The organism is Phreatobacter aquaticus (assembly GCF_005160265.1).
In the GTDB taxonomy this organism is placed as follows: Bacteria; Pseudomonadota; Alphaproteobacteria; order Rhizobiales; family Phreatobacteraceae; genus Phreatobacter; species Phreatobacter aquaticus.
Window position 1 is genome coordinate 3250607 of sequence record NZ_CP039865.1, and the last position, 22850, is coordinate 3273456.

The window sequence follows — 22850 nt, forward strand, 5'->3', positions numbered from 1 at the left end:
CCTGCCTCGTCCCTTGCGCAAGACGGTGGCGCAATCAGGGCAGGGCGGTCAGTTCACGGGCGGATTGAACCAGTTCGACACGTTCTGCGAGACGCCGATCTCGCCGACGGTACGGACATTGAAGCGGAACATGAAGCGGTGGACATCGCGCGTCTCCGAAGCGCCGCTCGAGGTCACGACGGTGGATGCGAAGTCACGCGAATAGAAGAAGCCGAACTGGAAGCAGTCGTCGAGATAGTTCACGCCGACAGTCACGCCTTCGATCTTGTTGCGCTCGGCGATCGCGATCGTCGGGTCGAGATAGGTCGCGGACAGGTTCTGGCGCTGGAAGGAGAAGCGGGCGGCGCCGTAGAGCGTCCAGTTCTGCGAGACGTTGTACGAAACGGCCGCGCCAATGCCGCTGCGCGGCACCTGGTAGCCGAGGATCGGCTGCTCGGCGAGATAGGCATAGGTGCCGGTAAGCGCGAAAGCGCCGAACCGGCCGGTCGCCTCGATCTCGCCGCGCTGCACGGCCAGCGTCCGCTCGTCGAAGCGCCCGCGTGCCGAGAAGCGGAAATTCGGGTTCATCTGATAGGTGAACCGGGCAACATAGTCGGAGCGGGCCTTGTCGAGGCCGGAATTGGCGCCGGCGCCCGTCGGATCATAGGAACCGGCGACGGTCGGATCGCCATAGGCGAACGAGTTCAGCCCGAACAGGCTGACCGACTGGCCGAACATCACGTTGACCGTCGAGCCGTTGACGAAGCGATGGGTGATGTTGGCGCCATAGTTCAGGCGGCCGCCGCCCTCGATCCGGTCCCAGCCAGAAAACTTGTTGTAGGAGAACAGGTTGGTGTCGTCGAACACCAGGCTCTGCGAGTCCTCGTTGGGCAGCCGGCCGATCAGCGTCTCGCTCGGGCGGGCGATGAACTGGACAATCGGCTCCACCGTCGTCGTGCCGTATTCGGTCGCCGCGATCCACGGATAGCGATAGGTGAGCCCGACCGTCGGCATGAAGCGGGTGAAAACCCGCTCGTCATTGCTGAGATTGGTGAACGAGCCGAGCACGCTGCCGACATTGCGCAGCTGGTAGCCGGCGACGTCGCCGCGCACCGAGACGAAGGGTTCCCAGACCTGGCCGAGCGCATCGGTGATCCGGCGGCGCCAGGCAACCTCAAGCGATGCACGCGTATAGGTGCCGTCAATGCCATTCACCAGGCAATTCGAGCGGGTCAGATTCGACGCGCTGGGCGCCAGTGCCGTGTTGCAGGTGATCGGCACGCGCGGGTCGCGCACGCTCACATCGGCGGATTCGCGCGTCAGGCTGACAACGCTCGAACGCCACGAGAACTCGCCACCCAGCACTGACTGGTCGAGCACCTTGAAATAGTCGAGGACCGGATGGGTCGTCGGCAGGACCTTGTTGTTCACATCGGTCGCGGTGATGCCGACATAGCGCGTGGTCGACAGATCGAACCAGCTTCTTGGACCCTGGCCGCGCAGGTAGAGCCTGGAATTGGCTTCCGTCTGACCCGGCAGCATCAACGAATAATCGCGCAGGAAGGCGGCATCCGAGAGGATATTGACCTCCCAGCCCATCTGCCAGCGCTCGGTGATGCGGAACATGCCGGTTGACTGCAGGACCCCGCGGAACGTGCGGTTGCCGACTTCCGGAGTGCCATCCGAATAGGAGAAGACCGAAGGGTCCTTCTGCCAGATCGCGGCGCCGCGCAGCGTGTAATAGCCGCTCTCGAAGCCATGCCGCCATTCGGCCACCGGCATGAAGCCCTGGCGCGAATAATAGCGCGGCGAGATCAGCAGGTCGTAATTCGGCTGGATGTTCCAGAAATAGGGGATCTCGACGCCGGCGCCCGTGCGGTTCGAACTCGAGATCGTCGGGAACAGGAAGCCGGACGCCTTCCTGACCGTCGGGTCGGGCGACCACATATAGGGCACATAGGCGATCGGCACGCCGAGGATCTCGACGCGCGATTCCTCGAAATAGATCGTCCGCTCGCTCTCGCGATGGATGATCCGCTTGGATTTGATCTGCCAGGACGGGGGCCGCGTCGTATCCGTGCGGCAGGCCTCGCAGGCCGTGTAGACCGCGCGGTCGAAGATCGTGGTCTCGCCACCCTCGCGGGTCACGTTCGCGGCGCCGATATAGCGCCGGTCCGGCGTTTCCAGGTTCAACGAACGGACAAAGCCGTTCTGGAAGCTCTGATCGAAATCGAGTTCCTGCGCGTGGGCGATATTGCCCGAGGGCTCCGTCACCCGGACATTGCCGACGGCGCGCACGCGGTTGGCGGTGCGGTCGTAGATGACCTCGTCGGCCTCGATGGTCCGGCCATCATAATAGATCTGGACCCGGCCACGCGCCGTCACGCGCTGGGTGCGCTCGTCATAGACCAGCTGGTTGGCATTGACCTGCATGGCCGCGTTGCGGCTTGGCGTCGAGGCAAAGGTCGGAGCGGTCGCTGGCGACGACACCGTCGGCATGCCCGCGGCATTGCGCGACGGCTCGATCGGCAGGACCTGTGTCGGGTCGCCGATCAGAACCGAGCGGGGCACGGGCTGGCCATCAGCGGAAATCTGGGCGCGCAGGGGCGCGAGCCCGCCCGACGCGACGATCAGCGCACAAGCGCTGACGGCTGCGGCCGTGACGGACCGGGCGATTCGGGCCGAGAAGCCGGTCAGGCGGGTTGGTGCGTTCAGCATCAACCGTCCTCCTGCTTCAATAGAACCATGAAACCCATTAACGCACCGATGAATGCGGGCGACCAGGCCGCGAGCATGGGAGGCACCAGATTGGAGCGCCCCAGGTTCCCGGCAAGTTCGGATCCCACGTAAAGCAAAAATCCGGCGACCACGCCACCCAGAATCGTCCGGCCCAGTCCACCAAGGCGTGCGAAGCGCAGACTTGCCGCAGCGGCAACCAGCACCATGGCGACCAGAAGCAGCGGCCGCGCCAGCAGCAATTGGTACTGCAATTCGAACCGGGCGCTGGGAAGTCCCGATTTTCGGGCAATCTCAATGAATTGCGGCAGTTCCCAGAAGGACACCTGTTCCGGCATCACGAAACTCTGGCGCACCTGCTCGGCTGTGAGCTGGGTCGCCAGTCGATAGGTCGCATGGGTCTCTGGCTCACGGTCGAGCGGTGTCACCCGTGCCTTGGCGAGGTCCCAATAGCCATTGCCGAGTTCGGCGGTCTCGGCGTCGATCCGTTCCTTGAAATGGCCGTCGACGTCATAGACCAGCACGCTGACGCCGGAGAGACGCTGGCCGCGGTCGGTGGCCGCCGCCGCATTGATCACGGCCTGGCCGCCGGGCATGGCCTGGCGGAGCCAGAAATCGGTGCGGGACTCGCCGAGATAGGCGCGTCCGAACAATTGCGATTCAAGGCGCAGTCCGCGCTCCCGGAAGTCCGAGGCGACGGGATTGTAGACGGTTGCCGCGAACACGCCGGTCAGCCCCGCCACCACGAGGGCTGGCGCTAGGAATTGCCAGGCGGAGAGGCCGGCCGCGCGCGCCACCACCAGTTCAAGCTTCCTCGACAGGCCGAGGAAGCACAGCATGGCGCCGACCAGCACGGCAAAGGGCAGGATCAGCTCGACGAAAGCCGGCACTCGGTAGAGCGCCAGCAGGGCCACGAGCTGGGTCGGGGCGCGCCGGGAATCCTCGACGCGCCGGAGCTGTTCGACGAAATCCACCACCAGGACCAGGCCGAACGTCCCCAGAAACGCGCCGGCGACGGCGGCCGAGAACTTCCGGGTCATGTAGCGCTGGAAGGTGGAGACGATCATGAGCCGCCGTTCGCCGCAAAGCGGGCCGCGAAGCGCTCGGCCATCCGGTCGGTGAACTCGCCGAAGGCGCGGCTGATCGATTGCGGCACGCGCAGCCGGACCCAGCCGAGCGCCATGGCGCCGAACAGCACGATGGCGATCAGCGGCACGCCATAGACGAGCGGAATGGCCCAGGGCCGCGTCGCGACCATGCCGGAGACCGCGAAACCCAGACCGCGCACCACCACCATGGCGGTGATGGCGCCGGCAACCGCGGTGCCGCGGCTTTGCCGCGTCGTACGTGCATGTCCCAGCATGGCGAACGCAATACACATCAGAGCCAGTGGGTAGAGCGGCGCGGCGAAACGGTCGTGCAGCTCCTGGCGAAACCGCCCCTGCCACCGTTCGAACATCGGATCGGCAGGGTTCGGATTCATGAGTTCGGAAGTGTAGCGTTCAGATGGTCTATAAATCGTTTCCGCCGTCTGCGTCAGCTTCGACAGGTCGAAGGCGTAGCGCTCGAACACCACGATGGACGCCTGCCCGGTCTTGGTGTCGCGGCGCTGCAGATTGCCGTTCTCCAGCACGAAGAACGTGCCCTGCGGCTGCTCGCTGATCAGGCCGCGCTCGGCCACATAGGTCATGTGGACGGCGGCATCGCGCGTGTCCGACACCACGATGCCGAGCAGCACGCCGCCAGGCGCCCGGTCGCGGATATGGAAGGTCAGGCCTCGCTCGGCCTGGGTGAACTGGCCGGGCCTGACGATAGCGGTGAGCATGTTCGCCTGGACCTGGGTCAGGAGCAGGCGGAAATAGCGGATGGAGGAGGGGGTCAGGTGCAGCGACAGGGCGCCGACCGCCACCATCACGATCACCGTCAGCATCATCAGGGGCCGCATGATCCGGCTCGGCGGCACGCCGGCCGCCGACATGACGATCAGCTCGGAATCGCCGTTCAGCTTGTTCAGCGTCTGCACGCAGGCCATGAACATGGCGATGGGGGCAATCAGCGCCAGCAGCACGGGAATGCCGAGGCTGGTCATCAGGAAGAACAGCAGGATCGTCTGGCCGCTATTGGTGACGAGATCGAGCCGCTGCAGAACCTGGGTGATCCAGACGATCAGGGTCAGCACGAACAGGCCGCCCGCGAAGGCAACGGCCGCTTGCCGGAAGATGTAGCGTTCGAGCGATCCCATTCCCGGCCCGATATCCCCGGCAAGCATGCACTGAGGAGCGCGGCGGGCGCGATCCTGTTCCGACATTCAGCCGTAGAAGGCGATCATGGCGGCGGCAAGATGGCGGAGCCGATTCCCAACGGACCGTCTCCCGTCCGCCACATCGCCGCTGTAGTGTGAAACCATACGTCGCTTCGTCGATTCTGTCCCTTGCCCAAGCTTGGACCATGCCAGACACCATCAAGATCGCCTTCCAGCCCCTCGCCACTCCGGTCTCGGGCCTCGCCGTCATCCTCGTCGGGTCGGACCTGAAGCCGTCAAAGAATGCGGCGGCGCTCCTTGCGCCAGCGAAGGACCTGCTCGCCAAGGCTGCAGCGGCCGACGGGTTCAAGGGCAAGGGCGGGTCGTTCCTCGACATCCTGGCGCCCGACAAGGTGGCGGCCGACCGGGTGCTCGTGGCCGGGGTCGGCAAGCCCGCCGACTGGAAGGGCATCGACATCGTCAAGCTCGGCGGCCAGATCACCGCCCGCCTGCCGGACGCAATCTCCGAGGCAACCGTTCTGCTGGACACGGCCGAAGGGCCGCTGACGCCCGATCAGGCGGCCGAGGTCGCGCTCGGCATCCGCCTGCGCTTCTATGCCTTCGACCGCTACAAGACCAAGAAGAAGGACGGCGACGAGGGCCCGAAGAAGCGCACCATCACCTTGCTGGTCGGCGACGAGAAGGCTGCCCGCAAGGCCTTCAAGACCCGCGAGGCCATTGCCGATGGCGTCGATCTCGCCCGCGAACTGGTCAACGAGCCGCCGAATGTGCTGTTCCCGGCGGAATTCGCCAAGCGTATCGAGGCCCTCGACAAGCTTGGCGTCGATGTCGAGATCCTCGGCGAGAAGGAGATGAAGAAGCTCGGCATGGGCGCGCTGCTGGCGGTTGGCCAGGGCTCGCGCCGCGACAGCCAGATGGCGGTCATGCGCTGGGATGGCGGCAAGGACGGCGAGGCGCCGATCGCCTTCATCGGCAAGGGCGTCTGCTTCGACACCGGCGGCATCTCGATCAAGCCGGGCGAAGGCATGCAGGACATGAAGGGCGACATGGGCGGCGCTGCCGCCGTCACCGGCCTCATGCATGCGCTGGCCGCCCGCAAGGCCAAGGTCAATGTCGTGGGCCTGGTCGGCCTCGTCGAGAACATGCCGGACGGCAATGCCTACCGCCCCGGCGACATCGTCACCTCGATGTCCGGCCAGACCATCGAGATCATCAATACCGACGCCGAGGGCCGTCTCGTGCTCGCCGATGTGCTCTGGTACGCGAAAGAGCACTTCAAGCCGAAGATGATGATCAACCTGGCAACCCTGACCGGCGCCATCATGGTGGCGCTTGGCCAGGAGCATGCCGGCCTGTTCTCCAACGACGACAAGCTTGCCTCAGCCCTTGGCGAGGCCGGCCTTGCCACCGGCGAGAAGGTTTGGCGGATGCCGCTGACGCCCGAATATGACAAGATCATCGACAGCCAGTTCGCCGACATGAAGAATTCCGGCGGCAGGCTGGCGGGGGCCATCACGGCCGCGCAATTTCTTCAGCGCTTCGTCGACACCACGCCCTGGGCTCATCTCGATGTCGCCGGCACCGCGATGAACAGCATCAAGGGCGATCTCAACCGCTCCTGGGGCGGCGGCTGGGGCGTGCGCCTGCTCGACCGGCTGGTGGCCGACCATTACGAGAAGTGAGGCGGGCGACGCCCTTCCGCACCGCAGCAATTCCGGCTGCGTGCCATGTGCGCAAAGGCATGACACGGGACGCGTCTCTCGGCATATGATCGGCTGAGAGGCGCCCCCGTGACGGAAATCCTGTTCTATCATCTGCTGAACCAGCCGCTGGAGAAAGTGCTGCCGACGCTTGTCGAGCGCTCCTACGAACGCGGCTGGAAGGTGGCGATCGAGGCGACATCGCAGGAGCGGGTCGAGGCTCTGGACAGCCTCCTCTGGACCTTTGCCGAGGAGAGCTTCCTGCCGCACGGCACCGACCGCGAGCCCGATGCCGGCACCCAGCCGATCCTGGTCACCAGCCGTGCCGACCTCGCAACCGACGCCGCCGTGCGCTTCCTCGTCGATGGCGCGAGCCTGCCGGACAATGCCGGCAGCTATCAGCGCGTGGTCCTGATGTTCGACGGCAATGATCCCGACGCCGTCGATCGCGCGCGCAACGACTGGCGCCAGGCCAAGGCCGGCGGCCATGCCTGCACCTATTGGCAGCAGGGCGATACCGGGCGCTGGGAGAAGAAGGCGTGAGCAGCGAGCCGGTCGCGCCGCCGCTCGCGCCCGAACCGCCGACCCGCGGCTTCATCGACACACTCGCCCGCTCGGAATTCATCCGCCTCGGCATCATCCTGTTCCTCACCGCCATGACCAACCAGCAGGCCGTGCTGCTGGCGGTGATCTGGGAGCATGTCGGCTTCAGCCACGCCAATATCGGCATTCTGCTGGCGATCTATGGCGTGCCGCTGGTGGTGATGAGTTTCCTGTCTGGCGCGGTTGCCAACCGTATCGGGCTGATCGCGACGATGAAGCTCGGCTGCGCGCTGACGACCTTCGGTCTGGCGAGCCTCTATGTCACCCACGATTCATTCGCGGGGTCGCTTGCCTCGCGGCTGATCCAGGGCTGCGGCTTCGCGCTGTTCCATGCGCCCACCATGACCTATGGCACCACGCGTCTGACGCAGGCGCGGTTCATCCAGCTGTTCGGCATTCTCTCGGCCATGGCGCCGCTGCCCTATGCCTTCGCCCCCGTACTGGCCGAGGCGATCTTCCACACATTCGGCCCGAGCGTGTTCTTCCTCATCGGCTCGCTGCCGGGTCTCATCGCGTTGCCCATGCTGTTCACGCTGCGCCAGGTCGAGAAGGCCGGCCCGGAAGTTGGCGGCATGCGGGCTCTCTTCAAGGCGGGACGCATCGTCCTGCCGATGATCGCGGCCGTGGTCTATGGCGGCATGTTCGGCTTCGTTGCGGCCTATATGGCGCCGGTTCTGATCGACCGCGGCATGTCGATCGGCGTCTTCTTCACCAGCTTCACCCTGTCGATCTTCGTCGTGCGCCTCGGTCTTCTCAGCCCGCTGGAGCGGGTCGACCGTCGGCTGGTCGTCGCCGGTGGCGCGGTCATCCTCGGCGCCGGCATGATCATGGCGGCCTTCGCCCAATCGGTCCCAATGGCGGTGCTGGCCGGAGCCGTGTTCGGGCTCGGCCATTCCATCGGCTTTCCGGTGCTGTCGGCGTGGATCTGCGATGGCATTCCCCCGGAGCGCCGGGCAACGCCGCTTGCGCTGTTCAACGCCACTTTCTTCGCCGCGATCTACATGATCGCGCTGCCGGCGAGCGTCGCCATCGAGGCGGCTGGCTATGTGCCGGTCATGATCGCGATCGGTGCGTCAGGCTTCGTGCTGGCCGTCGGCATGGTGCTGGTCTGGGCGAAACGGTTCGATTGAGACAAAGGGTCAGTCTCGCATTGCGTCCGCGATGGTGACGCTCACCTATCCCCGCCTGCGGGGAGAGGTGAGTGCCCATCCCGGACTCACCCCACCGCTTCCAGTTCCTCGCTCACCGCCAGCCATTCCTCTTCCGCGCTCGCCAACTGGTCGGCCTTGACCGCCCGGATCCGGGTGGCCTCGGTCGCATTGTTCGGATGCGCCTGGAAATAGCCGGGCTGGGCGAGGATGCGGTCGATCTTGTCGATCTCGGCCTTGAGCTTGGCCATCTGCGCCTCGATCTCGCCGATCCGGCGGGCAAGACCCTTGGCGTCGAGCCGAGGGGCGGCGGGCTTCGCTGCGCTGACCGCCTCGGCGGCGGCACTGGCTTCCGCCTTCTCGGCGGCCTTGCCCGTGCCCTTGCCGGGCTTGGCGTTGGGCGAAGCCGGCCCGCTCAGCACGATCTTGCGGTAATCGTCGAGATCGCCGTCGAACGGCTTCACCGTGCCGTCATTGACCAGCCAGAGCCGGTCGACGGTCGCCTCCAGGAGGTGGCGATCATGCGACACGATCATCACGGCGCCCGGATAGCCGTTCAGCGCATCGACGAGAGCCGCGCGGCTGTCGATGTCGAGATGGTTGGTCGGCTCGTCGAGGATCAGAAGGTGAGGGCCCTCGGCTACCGCGAGCGCGAACAGGAGGCGCGCCTTCTCGCCGCCGGACAGCGAGGCGACCTTGGTGTCGGCGCGGTCGGACGAGAAGCCGGTGCGGGCGGCAGCCGAGCGCACCTTGGCCTCCGGCGCATCCGGCATCAGCCGGCGCATGTGCTGGTAGACGCTCTCCTGGGGCCTCAGCTCGTCCAGCTGGTGCTGGGCGAAATAGGCGATCTTCATCTTCTCGGCGCGCACGACGCGGCCGCCCATCGGCTTCAGCCGGTCGGAAATGAGCTTCAGGAAGGTCGACTTGCCGTTGCCGTTGGATCCGAGCAGACCGATGCGGTCGTCATCGTCGATCCGGAGGCTAAGTTGGGTGAGGATCGGCTTGCCCGGCTCGTAGCCGACGGAGGCGCCCTCCAGATTGATGATCGGCGGCGAGGCCTTCCGCTCCGGCGGCGGGATGATGAAAGGCGGCACATCGGTTTCGACGATGGCCGTCACCGTATCCATCTTCTCCAGCATCTTCAGACGCGACTGGGCCTGGCGGGCCTTGGAGGCCTTGGCGCGGAACCGGTCGACGAAGGCCTGCAGATCGGCGCGCTTGTCCTCCTGCTTGCGCACGGCCTTCTCGCGCACCGCGATCTCGATGGCGCGCGACTTGGCGAAGGTCGAGTAGGAACCCCGCCACAGCGTCAGCTTGCGCTGGTCGAGATGCAGGATGAAGTCGACCGAGGCATCGAGCAGGTCGCGGTCATGGCTGATCAGCAGGATCGAATGCGGGTAGGTCGCAAGATATTGCTGCAGCCAGAGCGTGCCTTCGAGATCGAGATAGTTGGTCGGCTCGTCGAGCAGCAGAAGGTCGGGCTCGGCGAACAGCACCGCGGCCAGCGCCACGCGCATCCGCCAGCCGCCGGAAAAATCCGAACAGGGCCGCGCCTGTGCCTCCGCGTCGAAGCCGAGGCCGGCAAGAATGATCGCCGCACGGGCAGGGGCCGAATGGGCGTCGATATCAGCGAGCCTGGTCTGCACCTCGGCGATGCGGTTGGGGTCGGTCGCGGTTTCGGCTTCGGCGAGCAGCGCGGCGCGCTCCTTGTCGGCCTTCAGCACGAAGTCGATCAGCGTCTCGGGTCCGCCGGGCGCTTCCTGGGCGACACCGCCGATCTTGGCGCGCGCCGGCAGCTTCACCGTGCCCTCGTCGGCGCCATAGTCGCCGGTGATCACCTTGAAGAGCGTGGTCTTCCCCGTGCCGTTGCGCCCGAGGAAGCCGACGCGCGCATTCGGCGGCAGCGCGACGGAGGCCTTGTCAATGAGGACACGGCCGGCAACCCGGACAGTAAGGTCGTTGATCTGGAGCATATAGGGCTTTTGGCCGAGGCGACCGCGGGATGCAAGTCACGCTACCAATCACAAACCGGGATGGTACAAAGCGTCATGCGATTCCGCCGCTCCCTCGCTGCCGTTGTTCTGGCGTTTCTGCCCGCCGCCGCAGAGGCTCAGGAGGCTGTCCGCCTGAAAAGCGCCGAGGCCCGCTGGCAGTCCGGCGTGGTGCATGTGGTGGTCCAGACCGACGTCCCCGACCCCTGCATCCGGCTTGGACGCGCGCGCCCCGTCGGCGTCGTCCGCAACACCCTCTCAATTGATGTGCCGGTGCTGCGCGATACCACGCCTGCGTGCCGGTCGCGTGCCGCAGGCCCGCAATCGAGCGACTACAATTTCCCGAGCATCGCCCGCGCTGCCAACACGGTCGCCCTGCGCCTGGTGCGCGATGGGGCGGAGATCGCCCGCGACACCGTCCCGATCCGCCCCGCCGCCTTGCGATGAGCGAAGTGCGCGACAGCCATTCCCCGGTGCTGACGGCCATGCCGCTCCGGCCGGGCCCATTCTCAACCCCCTGCGGCCGTATCAAGAGCCGCGCCGTCGACAGGACCACGCCATGAGCACATCCATGCAGAAATATACCGCCGAGTTCATCGGCTCGGCCGCGCTGGTCATCGTCGGTTGCGGCGCGATCACGATGGGAGGCCTCGGCGGCGTGCTTGGCTCCGGCCAGCCCTTCGCCAGCCTCGCCATCCTGCCGATCGGGCTCGCCTTCGGCCTGACGGTCATGGCCATGGCCTATGGCATCGGCCCGATCTCGGGCTGCCACATCAATCCGGCCGTGACGGTCGCCGCCTTCGTCGCCGGCCGCATGCCGGCCTCCGATGTGCCCGGCTACATCATCGCCCAGTTCCTCGGCGCGATCGTTGGCGCGGGCCTGCTCTACGTGATGCTGGCTGGCAAGGTGACCGGCTATGACGTCACGGCCGCGGGTCTCGGCCAGACCGGCTGGTCGAGCTTCTCGCTGAGCTCGGCCGTGCTCGCCGAATTCATTGCCACGTTCCTGTTCATCGTGGTCATCCTCGGCGCAACCTCCAAGGCTGGCACCACGCCGGTCGCGGGCCTGGCCATCGGCCTGACGCTCGCCGTGCTTCACCTCGCCTTCGTGCCAGTCTCGGGCAATTCGCTCAATCCGTCGCGCTCGTTCGGCCCGGCTGTCTTCGTCGGCGGCCAGGCGCTCGCCCAGGTCTGGATGTTCCTGATCGTGCCGACGATTGCCGGCGCGGTGGCTGGTCTCCTGTTCCGCAACAAGACGCTCGAAGCCTGATCCCGTCGCGTCCACACCACCACTGAAACGAGCGACGCGCCGTCCCGGATGTCCGGGGCGGCGCGTCTCTGTCAGCGCGGGAACGAAGGTGGGGCCAGGTTTATCCCGCGCAACTACTGAATTGGCGTGTCAGCGGCAGACGCGGACCGGGCGGGGACGCGGACCCCAGGGCGTTTCGACCCAGCGGCGTTCGACCCAGCAATGGCGCGGCGGGGGCGGGCCCCAACGCGGCGGCGGCGGGCGGTAGAAGCCCGGAGGCGGGCCATCCCAGTGCCGGCGGGGACCCCAGTCGCCACGATAGGGCGGCGGGTAATATTGCACCGGCTCGGCGATCATCGGGCTGGCGATGCCGAAGCCGATCGCCACCTGCGCGTCGGCCTTGGAGGGGGCGGCCGCCACGGCGCCGAGGCCGGCGACGGCAGCAAGGGCTGTGAGAACCAGTCTGCGCATTGTCTGTCTCCTTCGACGGCGGGGGGCTCGGGGAGGGCCTGTCCGTCATGAGGTCAAAGCTAGGCGCCGCGCGCTGAACCCATTCTGATGCGTCGTTTCATCAGGGGTTCATGTCTGTAACGTTGGGTCACTGACGCCGCGCGGCTCCGCTGCGTCCTGACGCGGGCAGGGAGATTGCGACCGGCGTGGCGCGCTGGTAGAAGCGCGCCACCTCATCCCTTTCAACCGGCATCCAAGGACCTCAACCGATGGCCATCGAGCGCACGTTCTCCATCCTCAAGCCTGACGCAACGACCCGCAACCTCACCGGCGCGATCAACGCCGTCATCGAGAAGGCCGGTCTCAAGATCGTCGCCCAGAAGCGCATGCGCATGTCGCTGCCCGAGGCGCGCCGCTTCTATGCCGTTCACAGCGAGCGTCCGTTCTTCGGCGAGCTCGTCGACTTCATGGTCTCGGCCCCGGTCGTCGTCCAGGTGCTGGAAGGCGAGAACGCCATCGCCAAGTACCGCGAAGTCATGGGCGCCACCAACCCGGCCCAGGCCGCCGAGGGCACCATCCGCAAGCTGTTCGCCCTGTCGGTCGGCGAGAACTCGGTCCACGGTTCGGACTCGGCCGACAACGCCAAGATCGAGATCGCCCAGTTCTTCTCCGAGAACGAGATCATCTCGGCCTGACATCGACGAAATCGGCTTCATGCAAAGGCGGGCTTCGGCCCGCCTTTTTCGTTGGAACAGTTCTGGCATAGGATCGGGGACGAACGGAGTGTCCCCCGCCATGAACGCCCAGCCGAAGATCGAGCGCCACCCCTCGACCTGCCCGCATGATTGCCCGTCTGCCTGCTCGCTGCAGGTGGAGGTGATCGACGGCAAGACCATCGGCCGCGTCCATGGCGATCCCGCCCAGAGCTACACGGCCGGCGTCATCTGCGCCAAGGTCGCCCGCTATGCCGAGCGCATCCACCATCCTGACCGCCTGCTGCACCCGCTGATCCGAAAAGGTCCGAAGGGCTCCGGCGAGTTCCAGCGCATTTCCTGGGACGAGGCGCTGGCCATGACCGCCGAGCGGTTCCTGGAGGCGGAGAAGCGCTACGGCTCGGAGACCGTCTGGCCCTATTATTACGCGGGCACGATGGGCTTCGTGCAGCGCGATGGCATCAACCGGCTGCGCCACGCCAAGAATTATTCCGGCTTCTTCTCCACCATCTGCGTGAACATGGCCTGGTCGGGTTTCATCGCCGGGACCGGACGGCTCGCTGGCGTCGATCCGCGTGAGATGGCGAAGTCCGATGTCGTGGTGATCTGGGGCACCAATCCCGTCTCCACCCAGGTCAATGTGATGACCCACGCCATGAAGGCCCGCAAGGAGCGCGGCGCCAAGATCGTGGTCATCGACCTCTATCGTACCGACACGCTGAAACAGGCCGATCTCGGCCTCGTCGTGCGCCCTGGCACTGACGGCGCGCTCGCCTGCGCGGTCATGCATGTGCTGTTCCGCGATGGCTTCGCCGATCGGGAATATCTCCGCGATTTCACAGACGTACCGGAAGAACTGGAATCACATCTTCAATCCCGCGATCCCGCCTGGGCCGCCGCCATCACCGGCCTGACGGTCGAGGAGATCGAGGCTTTCGCCAAACTGGTCGGCGAGAACAAGCGCACCTATCTGCGCCTCGGCTATGGCTTCGGCCGGCAGCGCAACGGCGCAGTCAACATGCATGCGGCCTCCTGCATCGCGGCCGTCACCGGCTCCTGGAAAGTCGAGGGCGGCGGCGCCTTCCACAACAATGGCGCGATCTATCATTGGCGGAAATCGCTGATCGAGGGGCTCGATATCCGCAACCCCAGGATCCGCATGCTCGACCAGTCGCGCATTGGCCCGATCCTGGTCGGCGAGCCGGACGCGCTCCGCCGCCCCGATGGTTCCGACGGGCCGCCGGTCACCGCGCTGCTCATCCAGAACACCAACCCGGTGAATGTCGCGCCCGAACAGGCCAAGGTGGTCCGCGGCTTTGCCCGCGAGGACCTGTTCACCGTGGTCCACGAGCAGTTCATGACCGATACGGCGAAAATGGCCGATCTGGTCCTGCCGGCGACCCAGTTCATGGAACATGACGACATGTACCAGGGCGGCGGCCACCAGCACATCATGCTCGGCCTGAAACTGGTCGAGCCGCCCGGCGAATGCCGCTCCAACCATGATCTCATCTGCGATCTTGCCCGCCGCCTCGGCGCCGAGCACGAGGGCTTCGCGATGAACGAGCGCGAGATCATCGACTGGACGCTGCAGAATTCCGGCTGGGGCACCTTCGACGAGCTCGCCACCGGCAATTTCCGCGATGTCCAGCCGAGCTTCGAGGAGGCGCACTACCTCAAGGGCTTCGCCTATGGCGACAAGCGCTTCAAGTTCAAGCCGGACTGGCCGAAAGTGCCCTTCGCCAATATCGGGCCGCTCGGCCCGTGGAAGGACATGCCGGGCCTGCCGGACCACTGGGCGGTGACGGAGGAGCCGGATGCCGAACATCCCTTCAAGCTCGCGACCTCGCCGGCCCGCTCCTTCCTCAATTCCACCTTCGTCGAGACGCCATCTTCCAAAAAGCGGGAAGGGCGCCCGGAGGTGATGATCAATCCGGCTGATGCTGCCCGTCTCGCCATTGCCGACGGCGCGAAGGTCGAACTCGGCAATGTCAGGGGCACGGTGATCCTCCACGCCAAGCTCACCGAGCAGACCAGGGCCGGTACGCTGGTCGCCGAGGGTATCTGGCCGAACGATGCCCATGAGGGCGGCCGTGGGATCAACACGTTGACCAGTGCCGATGCGGTCGCGCCCTTCGGTGGCGCCGCCTTCCACGACAACAAGGCGTGGATCCGCCCGCTCTGACCTCAGGGCGGGCTGCGGCACGCCCGTCAGCACGATCCAGTCCATGACATGACGCGCCCCGCCGCCATGGCCGGGGGGCGGACGCCCGCGTGCGTCATGGTATTCGGGTGCTGTTCCGGCCTGTGATGACGTTGGGGAACTGTATCGCCGAAAGCCTTACGTTACGAAAACACAAGATTGCAAGAAAACCAGGCAATAGATTCAAGTTTGACGAGTCTCTTAAATCTCCTTTATTTTGCCGGCAGGCATATCGGCGCATGTTTCGCACAAACCTATCGTTCTCGGGCGCCCCAATGCATCGGGACAACGATCCACGATCGGATATTGGTGATTTCGTCAGCGTCGAGCGGCGCGCCGAAGTCCGCGTCATCATGAGCCTGCCTGGAACCTATTCGCTGGCCTCCAGCCGCGACGAGGCCGGCCGCCGCCGCGAGTTCCGCTGCCGCGTCATCAACATGTCGAGCAAGGCGGCGATGATCGCCTGTCCGGTCAAGGGACCGGTCGGCGATCGCGCCATCGTCTATGTCTCCGCCTTCGGCAAGCTGTCGGGCCGCATCATCCGGGTGCTCGAGGGCGGCTTCGTCATGAGCCTGGTCATGACCGATGACGCCCGCCAGCGCCTGTTCGGGCAATTGGCCTGGATGGAGGACCACAAGAACCACGACACCCACGACATGAGGCTTCATGCCCGCGTCGTGCCGCGCGATCCCTTTTCCATGCTGACCTTCGCCGATGGTGGGGTGCTGTCCTGCCTGATCATGGACATGTCGGCGACCGGGGCTGCCATCTCCGCCGATATCGTACCGGAGATCGGCACGTTGCTGATTGTCGGACGGTTGCGCGCGCGCGTCTGCCGGCACTTCCCGGAAGGATTCGCGGTCGAATTCCTCGACACGATCGAACCGGCGTCCCTGGAGCGACTGCTGCTGCAGAAGTGAGAGGCCCACCGCGCGCCGCGGGTTAGATCAGCTTGTATTCTGTCGCGATCATCCGCAGCGCCTGCGGATAGATCTCATGCTCGACCTTGAGCACACGCGCAGCCAGCGTCTCCGGCGTGTCGCCGGGAACCACGTCAACCTCGCCCTGGAGGATGACGTCGCCGGCATCGAGCTCGGCGGTGACGAAATGGACGGTCGCGCCATGTTTCGTCACGCCGTCGGCAATCGCGCGGGCATGGGTATCGAGACCCTTGTAGGCCGGCAGGAGCGAGGGATGGATGTTGATCATCCGCCATTCCCATTGGCCGACCAGCCAGGGGGTGAGGATGCGCATGAAACCGGCGAGACAGACGATGTCGATCCGGTGTTCGACCAGATGTGCCTGCACTGCGCGTTCGAAGGCCTCGCGGTCGCGGCCGAACGGCTTCTGGTCGACGGTGACGGCGGCGATGCCGTTCGCCTCCGCCGTGGCAAGGCCGCCGGCGCCCGGAATGTTCGAGATGACCAGCACGATCTCGGCGGGATAATCCGCGGCCCTGGCCGCCTCGATCAGCGCGGCCATGTTGGATCCGCGCCCCGAGATCAGGACGGCAACCCGCTTGCGGCTCACAGCGAGAGAGCCCCGGTGAAGGTCACGCGCGGCTCGGCGGCGGCTTCCGTCACCTGGCCGAGGCGCACCACCGTTTCGCCCGAGGCCTGAAGTGTCGCGATCAGATGGTCGGCATCGGCGGCGGTCGTCACCGCCACCATGCCGATGCCGCAGTTGAACGTGCGGACCATTTCCGACTGTTCCAAGCCGCCGACCTTGGCGAGCCAGCCGAAGACCGGCGGCACTGGCACGGCCGAGAGATCGACCTCGACGCCGAAGCCCTCGGGCAGGACGCGCGGAATGTTATCGACAAAGCCGCCGCCGGTGATGTGCGCTAGCGCCTTGATCGTGCCGGTCGCGCGATGGGCTGCGATCAGGCTCTTCACATAGATGCGGGTCGGCTCCAGCAGCGCTTCGCCAAGGCTCACCTCCGGCTTGAACGGGGCCGGCGCGTCCCAGGCAAGGCCCGAGAGCTCGACGATCTTGCGCACCAGCGAATAGCCGTTGGAATGGACGCCGGAGGAGGCAAGTCCGAGCACGACATCGCCGACCTTCAGGTCGCCGCGCGGCAGGAGCGTGCCGCGTTCGGCAGCGCCCACCGAGAAGCCGGCGAGATCATAGTCGCCATCGGCATAGAGGCCCGGCATTTCGGCGGTCTCGCCGCCGATCAGGGCGCAGCCCGCTTCCTTGCAGCCCAGCGCGATGCCCTTGACCACCTGGGCGGCAGCCTCCGGCGAGAGTTTGCCGGTCGCGAAATAGTCGAGGAAGAACAGCGGCTCGGCGCCCTGGACCACCAGGTCGTTGACGCACATGGCGACGAGATCGATGCCGATCGTGTCGTGCTTGCCCGTCTCGATGGCGATCTTGATCTTGGTGCCGACGCCGTCATTGGCGGCGACCAGGACCGGATCCTTGAAGCCCGCGGCCTTCAGGTCGAACAGGCCGCCGAATCCGCCGATCTCGGCATCGGCGCCGGGACGCGCGGTGGCGCGCACCAGCGGCTTGATCATGTCGACCATGCGGTTGCCGGCATCGATGTCGACGCCTGCCTCGGCATAGGTGAGGCCGTTCTTGCGTTTCTCAGTGTCTGTCACGGGCTGACTTTCCGGTTCAGAGGACCGGATAACCCCTGCGCGCGCCGCCCGCAACGGCCAAGGGGCGTGGCCTTGTCTTTTCCCCCGTGGCAAGGATGCTCGTCACATCAGAGTCGTTCTGCCTCAGCATGAATCCTGACAGAGTTGACCCGGCGCGTCTTGCAGGCGCATCACCGCCTGACGGGGGTATTTTCCATGTCCAAGACCATCACCGACGATCTGAAAACCGGCGCACTGGTCTACCACCGGCTGCCGAAGCCCGGAAAACTGGAGATCCAGGCAACCAAGCCGCTCGGCAACCAGCGTGATCTGGCGCTGGCCTATTCGCCGGGCGTTGCGGCTGCCTGCGAGGCGATCGTCGCCGATCCCTCGGCTGCCGCCGAACTGACCATCCGCGCCAATCTCGTCGCCGTCATTTCCAACGGCACCGCGGTCCTCGGCCTCGGCAATATCGGCCCGCTCGCCTCCAAGCCGGTCATGGAGGGCAAGGCGGTCCTGTTCAAGAAATTCGCCGGCATCGACGTCTTCGATATCGAGATCGACGCGCTCGAGATCGACCGCATCGTCGATGTGGTGGCAGCGCTGGAGCCGACCTTCGGCGGCATCAATCTCGAGGACATCAAGGCCCCGGAATGTTTCGAGGTCGAGCGGCGCCTGCGCGAGCGCATGGCGATCCCGGTGTTCCATGACGACCAGCACGGCACCGCCATCATCGTCGGCGCGGCCGTCACCAATGCGCTGGAACTGATGGGCAAGAAATTCGAGGACGTGAAGATCGTCGCGTCCGGCGCGGGCGCTGCGGCCATCGCCTGCCTCAATCTGCTCCGCGAACTCGGAGCCAAGGTCGAGAACATCTGGGTCTCTGACCTTGAGGGCGTGGTCTACAAGGGCCGCGAGAAGCTGATGGACCCCTACAAGGAGGTCTATGCCAAGGACACCAACGCCCGCACCCTCGACGACATCATCGGCGATGCCGACATCTTCCTCGGCGTCTCGGCCGCCAATGTGCTGAAGCCCTCCATGGTCCAGAAGATGGCCAAGGGCCCGCTGATCATGGCGCTCGCCAACCCCAATCCGGAGATCATGCCGGACGAGGCGCGCGCCGTGCGTCCGGATGCCATGATCTGCACCGGACGGTCGGATTTCCCCAACCAGGTCAACAACGTCCTCTGCTTCCCCTACATCTTCCGCGGCGCGCTGGATTGCGGCGCGACCGCCATCAACGAGCCGATGAAGCTCGCAGCCGTGCGCGCCATTGCGGGCCTTGCCCGCGAAGCGCCGTCCGATGTGGTGGCGCGTGCCTATGGCGGCGAGGTCGGAACCTTCGGATCGGGCAGCCTGATCCCGTCGCCCTTCGACCCCCGGCTGATCCTGCGCATCGCGCCGGCTGTCGCGAAGGCGGCCATGGAGACCGGCGTCGCCACCCGCCCGATCAAGGATTTCGACGCCTACCACGCCGAGCTCTCGCGCTTCGTGTTCCGCTCCGGCCTCCTGATGAAGCCGGTCTTCGACAAGGCCAAGCAGGCGCCGAAGCGCGTCATCTATGCCGAGGGCGAGGACGAGCGCATCCTGCGCGCCGCCCAGGTCGTGGTCGAGGACGGGCTGGCCTTCCCGGTGCTCATCGGCCGCCCGGCGGTGGTCGAGCAGCGCTTGGAGCGCTTCGGCCTGTCGATCAAGATCGGCCGCGACTTCGAGCTGATCGATCCGCAATCCGATCCGCGCTACCGCGACTATGTCGCGACCTACAACGAGCGTGTCGGCCGGCGCGGCGTCACCCCCGATGCTGCGCGCACCATCATTCGCACGTCGAACTCGGCAATCGCTGCGGTTGCACTGCAGCGTGGCGACGTCGACGCGTTGATCTGCGGCGTGGAAGGCCGGTTCAACACCCATCTGCGCCATATCCGCCAGGTGATCGGCCTGAAGCAGGGGGCCAACGCCCTTGCCGCGCTGTCCTTGCTGATCACGTCCAAGGGGCCGCTGTTCATCGCCGACACCCATGTCAGCACCAATCCGACGCCGGCCGAACTGGCCGACATGACGATCGCCGCCGCCGCCCATGTCCGCCGCTTCGGCCTCGAGCCGAAGATCGCCATGGTCAGCCATTCGGATTTCGGCTCCTACGACGATGCCGACGCCGAGAAGCTGCAGCTGGCGCTGAAGATGATCTGGGAGCGCGCGCCGGAACTGGAGGTCGACGGCGAGATGCACGCCGACACGGCACTGCTGCCGGACCTGCGCGAGCGCGTCTTCCCGCAGTCGCGCCTCACCGGCGTCGCCAATGTCATGATCATGCCCAACATGGCGGCTGCCAATATTGCTTTCCAGGTCATCAAGGTGCTGGCCGACGCACTGCCTGTTGGCCCGATCCTGATCGGCCAGGCCAAGCCCGCCCATATCCTGACCTCGTCGGTGACCGCGCGCGGCGTCGTCAACATGACCGCGCTCGCCGTCGTGGAAGCCCAGGGCCGCGAGTGATTCAGCTGTTACATGACGTAACGGCAGTCAAGGGACCATTAAGGCGATCCATCTAAAGTGCTGAATTGTCTTGTTGATCTCCCGGCTGGTCGGGGGTCGCGGAGACAGCGCAGCGGGGCTGCTTTGGGCGCGGATTTCGGGGCAAGGGGCCTGAATCTTCTGGCGGCCGCGGTCATCGCGGTTTTGGCGCCCGTGACCGGCTATGTCGGCGCCGAAACCTATCTGCACTATGGCTTGCAGCAGCATCTTGCCGCCACCGCTGAACTGGTTGTTCAGCGCATCGACGGATCGATCGACCGCGCATCCGCCAATCTGCGCACGCTTGCGGCCAGCCCCGACGATGTCTGCGGCCCGCAAGCGCGCGATCGTCTCCGGCTGCTGGTGTTCAACTCGCCGGTCCTGAAGGAAGTCGCCGTTTTCGGGCCGGACGACAGGATCCGCTGCAGCAACAACGTCGATATCATGCAGATGCAGACAATCGGCACCATGCAGCCGACGTCTCAGCAGGACATCTTTTTGTCGATCGCAGTCGTGCCGCCGACAGATCGCCGCGTGCTGCGCGTCATCATGAGGCGCGATCGCCAGCAGGCTTTCGGCGGGCTCATTCCGGTCGAACTGTTCGTGCCATCGACCATGATCCGCACGGGAGAGACCGGGCTCGGGGTCCAGATCGAGGCGGGCGAAAGCGTTCGCATGATCTCGGAGGGCTTCGAGGGCGCCGAGAACAGCGGCAAGGACACCCGTGGCGCAGCAACGTCCCGCCGCTATCCGGTCCGCGTGCTGGTCGCAGCCTCGGGGCAGGTCTGGCGGCAGGCGCACTCCCACGTCTACCTCATCGCCATCGCCATTGCCGGTGCCTTCGGTCTGCTGATTGCCTGGCTGATCGTGCTCAACGCCCGCCGTCGCGGCGATGACCCGATCGCCGGCATGCAACGCGCTCTCGATCGCGGCGAGTTCATTCCCTATTACCAGCCGATCGTCGACATCGACACCGGCCGCATCTGCGGCTGCGAGGTGCTGGTGCGCTGGCGCAAGGCCGATGGGCAGATGATCCCGCCGGGCTCGTTCATCGGCGAGGCCGAGCGGTCCGGCTTCATCTTCCCGCTGACTCTGTCGCTGATGCGCCAGGCCGCCGCCGAACTCGGACCGTCCTACGCAACGCGCCCGTCGCTCAAATGCGGCTTCAACCTGTGCGCCGCCCATTTCCAGGACGACAAGATCGTCGACGACGTTCAGGAGATCTTCCAGCGCTCGCAGATGCACCTGAGCCAGGTGCTGCTCGAGGTGACGGAGCGCGATGCGCTGCCGGACATGGACACGGCCCGCAACATCATCGCCAGCCTGCAGGCCATGGGGGTCCGCGTGGCCCTTGACGACGTCGGCACCGGCCACGGCGGCATGAGCTATCTCCTCAAGCTCGGTGTCGATGTCATGAAGATCGACAAGCTGTTCATTGACGCGCTGGGCGCCGAGCGCCAGTCGACCGCCATCGTCGACAGCCTGATCGACCTTGCCGCCCATCTCAACATGGACGTGGTCGCCGAAGGCGTCGAGACCTTCGCCCAGGTCGAGGCCCTGCGCCGCCGCGGTGTCCGCCAGGCCCAGGGCTATGTGTTCTCGCCGCCACTGCCGGGCTCGTCCTTCGTGCAACTGGTCGAGGCCATGGAGCCGGCGGTCACCGACAGCCAGCCGGTCAAGAAAGCGCTCCGCGGCTGAGGTGACCTGCCGCGCCCTTCAGGCGTCGCCCTCCGCGCAGAAGGCACTTGTCTACCGAAGGCGACTTCCGTTACGTCAGATCGACGATGGTCGACGAGGCATCGCTCCGGGCGATCCCTTGCGCAGCGGGGGTGGCGATGCTGGACATCATCAAGGTGACATTGCGCCAGATTGCCTCGCCGGAATTCCGGCATGTCCTGGCCAAATCGGTGATGCTGGCGGTCGTCCTGCTGGTGGCGCTGTGGGGCCTGCTTTATCTGGCCTATCGCTGGTGGCTGCTCGGCTGGCTGGCCAGCCATGCCTGGGTTGCGCCCGACGGCTGGGCGGCGACCGTCCTCAACCTCGCTGCGGGCCTCGGCCTCGTCGTGTTGATGATCGCGCTGACGCTGCCGGTTCTCCGCTTCGTTGCCGGCAATTACCTGAATGAGGTTGCTGCCCTCGTCATTCCGCCGACGCTCGCGTCCGGCCTTTCGCGGCGTCAGGGGCCGGACGGGGCAAGCAACCTCGGTGCCTCGGCGGGTCTCGCGACCAGAAGCCTGCTGACCAATCTGGTCATGCTGCCGTTCGCGCTGGTCCCGGTCGTCGGCCCGGCGGCGATCTTCCTGGTGAACAGCCGCAATGTCGGTCGAAGCTACTTCGCGATGGTCAATGCATCCCGTTCGGACGAGGAGAGGGCGCGCCTGATGGCGCAGTTTCGCTGGGCAATCTGGGCTGCGGGTGGAGCGATCGTCGCGCTGTCGGCCGTGCCGGTGATCAACGTGGTCGTGCCGACATTTGGCAGCACGCTGATGATCCATCTGTCCCAGCGCTTGATGGATGAGCCGTCCTGAGCCTTCCGGCATCGGACCGCTGAATCCGTTTCTGAAGCAGCGGAATCAGAATCAGAAGTTCAACGCAGCCGCTCAAGTGATTCAGAATGTGAGCGAATTTCGCCAAATGCGAATCTGGATATGAAAGGGTGGAATCTGGATCTGCACGGCCGAAAAGCCACGCGCGGTGCTTTACCTCTCCCCGCGCG

At 65.8% G+C, this 22850-nt stretch carries 18 protein-coding genes; 11 read left to right on the plus strand and 7 right to left on the minus strand.

Annotated features, from left to right (window positions below; all coding sequences use genetic code 11):
- Positions 1-48 precede the first annotated feature (48 nt).
- The 3 genes from E8L99_RS15245 to lptF are packed head-to-tail and all read right to left on the minus strand — an operon-like array spanning position 49 to position 4957.
- A complete protein-coding gene (locus E8L99_RS15245; protein ID WP_137100350.1) occupies positions 49-2697 on the minus strand; it encodes an LPS-assembly protein LptD in 2649 nt (882 codons plus the stop codon).
- Complete coding sequence (lptG, locus tag E8L99_RS15250; protein WP_137100351.1) at positions 2697-3782, minus strand: LPS export ABC transporter permease LptG; 1086 nt, start codon at positions 3780-3782, stop codon at positions 2697-2699. The genes E8L99_RS15245 and lptG overlap by 1 nt, the downstream gene beginning before the upstream one ends.
- Positions 3779-4957, minus strand: a complete 1179-nt coding sequence (lptF, locus tag E8L99_RS15255; protein WP_168201692.1) for an LPS export ABC transporter permease LptF — start codon at positions 4955-4957, stop codon at positions 3779-3781. The genes lptG and lptF overlap by 4 nt, the downstream gene beginning before the upstream one ends.
- Positions 4958-5163: 206 nt before the next feature.
- Between lptF and E8L99_RS15260 the strand changes: the two genes are divergently transcribed.
- The 3 genes from E8L99_RS15260 to E8L99_RS15270 all read left to right on the plus strand — a co-directional run bounded on the left by E8L99_RS15260 (position 5164) and on the right by E8L99_RS15270 (position 8411).
- A complete protein-coding gene (locus E8L99_RS15260; RefSeq protein ID WP_137100353.1) occupies positions 5164-6660 on the plus strand; it encodes a leucyl aminopeptidase in 1497 nt (498 codons plus the stop codon).
- A gap of 108 nt (positions 6661-6768) precedes the next feature.
- Entirely contained in the window at positions 6769-7221 is a 453-nt protein-coding gene (locus E8L99_RS15265) for a DNA polymerase III subunit chi (RefSeq protein WP_137100354.1), read from the plus strand.
- Positions 7218-8411: an MFS transporter gene (locus tag E8L99_RS15270; protein WP_137100355.1), complete on the plus strand. Its 1194-nt coding sequence runs from the start codon at positions 7218-7220 to the stop codon at positions 8409-8411. The genes E8L99_RS15265 and E8L99_RS15270 overlap by 4 nt, the downstream gene beginning before the upstream one ends.
- An 86-nt stretch (positions 8412-8497) precedes the next feature.
- Here the strand turns inward: E8L99_RS15270 and E8L99_RS15275 are convergent, their stop codons facing one another.
- The gene (locus E8L99_RS15275) at positions 8498-10402 is read right to left on the minus strand and encodes an ABC-F family ATP-binding cassette domain-containing protein (protein ID WP_137100356.1); all 1905 of its coding nucleotides are present in this window, start codon (positions 10400-10402) and stop codon (positions 8498-8500) included.
- 75 nt (positions 10403-10477) lie between these two features.
- On the opposite strand from E8L99_RS15275, the gene E8L99_RS15280 reads away from it, so the two are divergent.
- Together E8L99_RS15280 and E8L99_RS15285 are read left to right on the plus strand one after the other, a co-directional pair.
- Positions 10478-10867 (plus strand): hypothetical protein, encoded by a 390-nt coding sequence (locus tag E8L99_RS15280; protein WP_137100357.1) that lies wholly within the window; start codon positions 10478-10480, stop codon positions 10865-10867.
- 112 nt (positions 10868-10979) lie between these two features.
- Positions 10980-11690, plus strand: a complete 711-nt coding sequence (locus E8L99_RS15285) for an aquaporin (RefSeq protein ID WP_252511124.1) — start codon at positions 10980-10982, stop codon at positions 11688-11690.
- Positions 11691-11819: 129 nt separating this feature from the next.
- Here the strand turns inward: E8L99_RS15285 and E8L99_RS15290 are convergent, their stop codons facing one another.
- Positions 11820-12140: a hypothetical protein gene (locus E8L99_RS15290; RefSeq protein WP_137100358.1), complete on the minus strand. Its 321-nt coding sequence runs from the start codon at positions 12138-12140 to the stop codon at positions 11820-11822.
- 248 nt (positions 12141-12388) lie between these two features.
- On the opposite strand from E8L99_RS15290, the gene ndk reads away from it, so the two are divergent.
- From ndk to E8L99_RS15305, 3 genes are all read left to right on the plus strand, one after another.
- Entirely contained in the window at positions 12389-12814 is a 426-nt protein-coding gene (ndk, locus tag E8L99_RS15295) for a nucleoside-diphosphate kinase (RefSeq protein WP_137100359.1), read from the plus strand.
- A gap of 100 nt (positions 12815-12914) precedes the next feature.
- Positions 12915-15017: a molybdopterin-containing oxidoreductase family protein gene (locus tag E8L99_RS15300; protein ID WP_137100360.1), complete on the plus strand. Its 2103-nt coding sequence runs from the start codon at positions 12915-12917 to the stop codon at positions 15015-15017.
- A gap of 293 nt (positions 15018-15310) precedes the next feature.
- The gene (locus tag E8L99_RS15305; RefSeq protein WP_137100361.1) at positions 15311-15955 is read left to right on the plus strand and encodes a PilZ domain-containing protein; all 645 of its coding nucleotides are present in this window, start codon (positions 15311-15313) and stop codon (positions 15953-15955) included.
- Between the two features lie 22 nt (positions 15956-15977).
- On the opposite strand, the gene purN is transcribed toward E8L99_RS15305, so the two are convergent.
- Together purN and purM are read right to left on the minus strand one after the other, a co-directional pair.
- A complete protein-coding gene (purN, locus tag E8L99_RS15310) occupies positions 15978-16565 on the minus strand; it encodes a phosphoribosylglycinamide formyltransferase (RefSeq protein ID WP_137100362.1) in 588 nt (195 codons plus the stop codon).
- Positions 16562-17638, minus strand: a complete 1077-nt coding sequence (gene purM / locus E8L99_RS15315; protein WP_137100363.1) for a phosphoribosylformylglycinamidine cyclo-ligase — start codon at positions 17636-17638, stop codon at positions 16562-16564. Before purM ends, purN begins: the two co-directional genes overlap by 4 nt.
- Positions 17639-17833: 195 nt before the next feature.
- On the opposite strand from purM, the gene E8L99_RS15320 reads away from it, so the two are divergent.
- The 3 genes from E8L99_RS15320 (at position 17834) to E8L99_RS15330 (ending at position 22662) form a co-directional block, all read left to right on the plus strand.
- Positions 17834-20116, plus strand: coding sequence for an NADP-dependent malic enzyme (locus E8L99_RS15320; RefSeq protein ID WP_137100364.1), 2283 nt, complete (start codon positions 17834-17836; stop codon positions 20114-20116).
- 192 nt (positions 20117-20308) lie between these two features.
- The gene (locus tag E8L99_RS15325) at positions 20309-21832 is read left to right on the plus strand and encodes an EAL domain-containing protein (RefSeq protein ID WP_168201693.1); all 1524 of its coding nucleotides are present in this window, start codon (positions 20309-20311) and stop codon (positions 21830-21832) included.
- Between the two features lie 137 nt (positions 21833-21969).
- Positions 21970-22662, plus strand: coding sequence for an EI24 domain-containing protein (locus tag E8L99_RS15330; protein ID WP_168201694.1), 693 nt, complete (start codon positions 21970-21972; stop codon positions 22660-22662).
- Positions 22663-22850: the final 188 nt, after the last annotated feature.